Genomic DNA, 5,803 nt, shown 5'->3' with positions numbered 1-5,803 from the left:
ATCGTGGGTGAGGACCGCGGCGGCCGGGGTCAGCCCGTGGTGGCGGCGCGGCGGGCCAGGCACTCGTCGCGGGCCGCACGGACGTCCTCGTCGTCCGGGAGCAGCTCGGCGGCGATGTCCAGATCGGCCAGCGCCGCCTCCCAGCGGTCCGTGCGCAGCAGAACGTAGGCGCGGTTGAAGCGGACCAGCGGATCCCCGGGCGCGAGCCGGACGGCGTGCTGGAGGTCGGCCAGGGCGGCCTCCGGCGCGCCCGCCCGGTAGGCGGCGCCGGCGCGCCCGCAGAGCGCGGCCAGCAGGTCGGGATCGGTGCGCAGCGCCCGGTCGAAGGCCTCGATGGCGGAGCGCTGGTCGTCCTGTTCGGCGTGCACCCGGCCCAGCACGGCCAGCAGGTGGGCGTTCTCCGGGGCCAGCGCCAGGCCGGCCAGCGCGTCGCGCTCGGCGCCCGCCACGTCGCCCTCGTCCAGCAGCAGTCCGGCCCGGTTGACGTAGGCGTCGACGAAGCCGGGGTCCAGCACCAGCACGTAGCCGAAGTCCGCGAGCGCGCCCTCGACGTCGCCCAGCGAGCAGCGGACGTCGCCGCGGTTGTAGTACACCTCCGGGAACGGCGGGCCGAGCCGCAGCGCGGTCTCGTAGGCGGCCAGCGCGCCCTCCTCGTCGCCGCGCCGGCGCAGCAGGTTGCCGAGGTCGAAGTGGTACTCCGGGTAGTTCGGATCGGTCTCGATGACGGACCGCAGGTCCGCGAGCGCCTCGTCCAGCCGGCCGAGGCCGGTCAGCACGGTGGAGCGGTTGTGCCGCAGCACCGAGCGGTGCAGGCCGTGCTCGTCCGCGCCGAGGTCCCGGTCGAGTTCGGCCAGTCCGGCGGTGACCAGGTCGAGCGCGGCCTGCGGGCGGCCGCGGTGCGCCTCGATGAGGGCCAGGCCGTTGTTGTGGAAGACGGTGTTGAAGGCGCGCTGGCGCGGGTCCGGCAGCAGGGAGGCGATGGCGATCGCCTCGTTGATCCAGGCCAGGGCCCGCTCGTGGTCGCGGCGGTCGGGGGAGCGGTGCCGGGTGTAGAGCATCGCGGTGGCGTAGGCGCACTGGAGGTGGGCGGTCGGGTCGACGGAGTGGACCCGGACCTCCTGGCAGACCGCCTCGGCCTCGTCGGCGCGTCCGAGGGCGGACAGCGAGGTCGGCATCTTGCCGGTGAAGTGCCACCAGGCCTGCGGGAACGCCACCGGGTCGAGGTGGGAGCGGCCGCGGCGGCAGAACTCCAGGCTGGCGTGGTAGAAGCCGAGCAGCATGCAGGCGTCCATCGCCTTGGCGAGCGCCGGGAGCCCGGCGCCGCCCACGTCGGTGCCGTGTTCGAGGTGATAGGGCAGGGCGCCCAGGTCGAGCGAGGGCTCGCCGAGCGCCGCCAGCTCGGCGGCCCGCCGGTCGTGCAGCTCCCGGCGCTCGCGGACGGGCAGCGCGCGGTAGGCGGCGAGCACGGCCGGGTCGTCGTCGGTGCCGTCGCCGGCCACGTAGCGGGCGGCCGCGTCCGCCTCGTCCACGGCCTCACCGGGCGGGGCGGGCGGGGCGTCGACCAGGGCGCAGTGCCGGGCCAGCTCGGCGGACAGGTTCTCGCCGAGCGGGGTGCCGGCCTCCACCGCCCGGTCGAGGGGCGGCGGGTCGAGCAGCGCACCGGTTCCGCCCGCGACCACGGTCAGCAGCGCCGGGTCGGTGCGGCGCAGCAGGACCGAGAGGAACTCCAGGTCGGTCGGATCGGCGTGATCGAGGTCCTCGACGACCAGCGCGCGCGGACCGGCGGCCTGCCGGGTCAGCAGCTCGGCCAGGAACTCCTGGAGGCCGTGCGCGATGCGCAGCGTCCGCCACCGGGAGTAGAACCTGGTCCGCTCCTGCGGGACGGCCAGCGAGGTCAGGGTCTCCCGGGTGGCCCGCATCCGGTCGCGCAGCTCCGGCGCGGCGGTCAGCAGCTCCACCTCGTGCGCGGCGACCAGCTCCGGCCACCGCTCGGCGGCCCCGGGCACCACGGCGCGCAGCACCGTGCCGGCCGCCGTGTACGGGCCGCGCAGCCGGCGGTGCGCGGAGACCTCGGGCAGCAGCGGCCGCGGCAGCGCGAGCGCGGTGCGGGCGGCGGCGCGGTCGCGGCGCAGGCTCCCGGTCACCAGGACGTGGCGGCCGGATCCGGTGGGCGGTGTGGACATCGGAGCTCCAGGGGCGACGGGGCGGGACGGGGGCGGGATCACGGGGTGGCCGCCGGGCGGCGGGCCCGCCGCTCCCGCAGGTACAGCGCGGTGGAGAGGGCGACCTCGCCGACGGTCAGGACCAGGAAGACGACGCTGTCGGCCAGTCCGGCCCAGCGGTGGACGCCGTCCCCGGACAGCTGGTCGAGCACCGAGCGGTACGCCCGGGCCACGACCGGCGGCAGGTTCACGGCCAGCGTCGCCAGGGCCAGCGTGTAGCCGACCGCCATCAGCACCGAGTACCAGCGGGCCACCGCGCGGTCCCGGGGGTGCCAGCGCTCCGGGTCGTACGGCGCCGGTCGGCCGCGCAGCCGCGCCCAGCGGTCGGCGAGCAGCTGTTTGGCGGTGGTGTGCAGGTCCACGCAGCCCAGGACCGTGACGACGAGGTAGTACACGTCGGTGCGCAGGAAGAAGAAGGCCTGCCAGACCACCCGCAGCACGGTCGAGTAGGCCAGGGCGAGCGCGACGCCGCCGACCGCCGACAGTCCGCCGTCGGCGTGCCGGGTGCCGGCCGCGACCAGCGTCAGCACGGCCAGGACGCCGAGGTCGGCGAGCACGCCGGCGATCATCGGCAGGATCCGGCGCCGGCGGTCCACGGTGACCAGGCCGTCGAGTTCGGTCTGCACCACCACGAAGTACAGCCGTCGGCCCACCGACAGCCGGGACGGCAGGCCGAGCCGTCGCCCGGCCAGCGCGTGCGCGGCCTCGTGCACCAGGATCAGCGGCGCCTGCGCCGCGAACATCACGATGACCAGCACCGACAGGTACGGGGTGAAGAACAGGTGCCGGTAGCCGGGGACCAGTTCGGGCGAGCGCGCCAGGGCGACGGCCGAACCGGCCAGCAGCGCCAGGTAGAGCGCGGCGCCGACGGGGGAGAACACCGCCCGGCCCAGCCGCTGCCAGCGCACCGGCGCGGGCGGCGGCGCGGGGGCGTCGCCGGGCGCGCGGAGGAAGCCCAGCTCGCCGAGGTCGGCGACGAACTCCCCGATGTCGACCGTCTCGCCGTAGCTCTCGGCGTACCACCGGGCCGCCTCGTCGGGCTCGGCGCCGTCGACCAGCCGGCGCAGCAGGGCGGCGCCGTCGGCGGGCAGGACGACGAAGGTGCCCTCGTCGAGCCGGCCGACCGTCACCTCGTCGCCCTCGGGCTGGAAGACGAGTGAGTGGAACGCGAGCGGGCTCGTGCTGTCGTCGCCGCTCGCCGGTTCCGGCGGCGCGGTCGCGGGCCGCTCTGGCATCGCTCCTCCAAGCGGGTCGCCGGCGGGATCGTCGGTGGGGCCACCGGTCGGCGGGCGGGGATGTGGTCCGCCCGCCGACGGGGCGTAGCGCTCGCGACTAGGCCGGGAGCACGACGGGCGGCCAGGTCGGGGCACAGGGCCCACCGCCGTAAAGCGAGGCACCGCTGGTCAGACGGACGGAGCCCGCCTTGCGAATGGCGATCTTCTTCATGTCGGTCACCTCCTCTCCTCAGGTGTCGGGACGACGGTGTCCCCGAGGGGGTCCGCCCGGACCCGACCGGATCCGACCGAACCCGTCGGGGACACGTCATCTTTAGCAGGGGAGGAGGGCTGTACTCGACGCCTCGCGAACACTTCGGGTCCAGGCCGAGAACTGGCCGAGAACTGGTCGCGTCCGGCGTCGCGAACACCGACCGCGAGCCCGACCGGGAGCCCGCCCGGGCGTCGGATCGGGCGTCGGATCGGCCGTCAGATCAGAGTGGACCAGTACGACCAGAACCGGTTGAGGATCAGCAGCGCGATCACCGCCGCCCAGAGCGCCGGCGGTGCCCAGTGGTAGCGGGCCGCCTCCCGGACCACCGGCCGCAGCCTCGGCCCGACCGGGATCACCCCGGAGCGCAGGTTGTGCAGCGTCGTGTACCAGAACAGCGGGACCACCGTCGCCCAGACCACCATGCAGTACGGGCACAGCGCGCCGATGTCGTACAGCGCCTGGTCGATCAGCCAGTGCGTGAAGCCCACCCCGAACAGCGTCCCGGCCTGCAGGCCGAGCCAGAACCAGCGGCGGTACGCGGCCCCCGCCAGCAGCCCGGCGCCGACCGCCGCCAGCGCGCCGAACGCGGCCAGTCCCAGCAGCGCGTTGGGGAAGCCGAGCACCTCGGCCTGACCGGTGCGCATCACCGAGCCGCAGCTGATCACCGGGTTGAGGTTGCAGCTCGGGATGTAGGAGGGGTCCTCCAGGATGCGGAGCTTGTCGAAGGTCAGGACGGCCGAGGCGGCCAGCCCGATCAGGGCGGCGAACAGAATGAACAGCGAGAACGCGCGGCCCGCGCCGATCGGTGCCGAACCGGACGCGGCCGGCACGTAGGGGACGGGGCGGGAGGAGGAACCGGGCAGAGCGGTGGATGCGGTCATGGCGGAGCACTCCGTGAGTGAGGAAGGGGCCGGCCCGGCCGGGAGTCGGCCGGGCCGGTGGTGCTCACTGCAAGCCCGCGGCCTGCTTCACCTGGGCGGTGAACTGCTCCGGCGTCAGCGCGCGGTTGCCGCTGAACAGGGGCAGCGGCTTGCCGTCCACCTTCACCGTCGGGGTCCCGGTCACCCCGCTCTCGTTGAACGCGTCCGCGACCTTCTTCGCCCACGGCGCGTAGGTCCGCTCGGTGACCGCCTTGACGAACGCGTCCGTCTTCAGGCCCGGCACCTGGTCGGCCAGCTCCAGCAGGTGGTTGGTGCTGCCGAAGGCGTCCTCGCGCTCGTCCGGCTGGTTGGCGTACAGCACGTCGTGGTACGCCTTGAACTTGTCGACGCCCTCGTTCACGGCGGCGCCCATCGCGGCCAGCGCGGTGCGCGAGCCCTTCCCGCCGAGGTTCTTGTCCAGGAACGCGGCCAGGTGGTACTCGACCTTGACGCCGCCGTCGTCCGCCAGCTTCTTCAGGGTGTCGCCGTTGGCGGCCTCGAAGGTCTTGCAGACCGGGCAGCGGAAGTCCTCGAACACCTGGACGGTGTGCGGGGCGTCCGGCTTGCCGTAGGTGATCACGGTGCCGTCCGCGCCGGAGGTGTTCGCCGGGACGACCAGCGCGGTCGGCTCGGCGGCCGCGGACGAGGACTTGTCGTCGCCGGCCGTGTTGATCGCGAGCGCGGTGCCGCCGGCCAGGGCGAGCACGGCGACGATCGAGACGCCGACCACGATCCGCTGACGGCGCTTGGCGGCCAGCTTCTCCTGGCGCTGCGCCTCCTGGATGCGCTGACGGGCGCTGGTCTTCTGGGCCTGCTTGCGGGAGGGCTTCTGGTTGGGGTGAGCCATGCTCGGTCAACTCCGTGGTGGGGGCGCGCCGACGGGCGCGCGAGGGTGTCCCCGCTCCGGGGTGTGCGCGGCACGGCGTGCTGGGCACGGGCACGCGTCGGCCGGAGGGGTGACTGGGGCGGGAGGAGCGGAGTCGTGCGCCGCCCGCCACGGGCCGTCAGGGGCTCGTCAGCGGGCAGGCGCGAGCAGCGGCGGGCCGCGGCGCGGTGCCGGGCTCAGCACCACGTCCTCGCGGCGCGGGCGTCGGCGGTCCGACACCGGCAGCGGCACCCGCAGCACCGGCCGGGCCGGCGCCGGGACCAGCAGCAGGACCAGCGCCCGCAGCG

General features: G+C 75.0%; 5 protein-coding genes. All 5 read right to left on the bottom strand.

Features of this window, described 5'->3' with window-relative positions:
- Positions 1 to 29: 29 nt before the first annotated feature.
- Positions 30 to 2,183, bottom strand: a complete 2,154-nt coding sequence (locus ABD308_RS38900; RefSeq protein ID WP_344345769.1) for a tetratricopeptide repeat protein — start codon at positions 2,181 to 2,183, stop codon at positions 30 to 32.
- A gap of 38 nt (positions 2,184 to 2,221) precedes the next feature.
- Entirely contained in the window at positions 2,222 to 3,457 is a 1,236-nt protein-coding gene (locus tag ABD308_RS38895) for a zinc metalloprotease (protein ID WP_344345767.1), read from the bottom strand.
- A gap of 97 nt (positions 3,458 to 3,554) precedes the next feature.
- Positions 3,555 to 3,677 (bottom strand): hypothetical protein, encoded by a 123-nt coding sequence (locus ABD308_RS38890; RefSeq protein ID WP_344345765.1) that lies wholly within the window; start codon positions 3,675 to 3,677, stop codon positions 3,555 to 3,557.
- 248 nt (positions 3,678 to 3,925) lie between these two features.
- Complete coding sequence (locus tag ABD308_RS38885; RefSeq protein ID WP_344345763.1) at positions 3,926 to 4,591, bottom strand: vitamin K epoxide reductase family protein; 666 nt, start codon at positions 4,589 to 4,591, stop codon at positions 3,926 to 3,928.
- Positions 4,592 to 4,655: 64 nt separating this feature from the next.
- Entirely contained in the window at positions 4,656 to 5,477 is an 822-nt protein-coding gene (locus tag ABD308_RS38880; RefSeq protein WP_344345761.1) for a DsbA family protein, read from the bottom strand.
- Positions 5,478 to 5,803 lie beyond the last annotated feature (326 nt).

Origin of the sequence: Kitasatospora putterlickiae, assembly GCF_039527695.1 — a bacterium.
GTDB lineage: Bacteria > Actinomycetota > Actinomycetes > Streptomycetales > Streptomycetaceae > Kitasatospora > Kitasatospora putterlickiae.
Note: the sequence above shows the minus strand (reverse complement) of the source record. Positions and strands in the feature narration are given on the sequence as shown.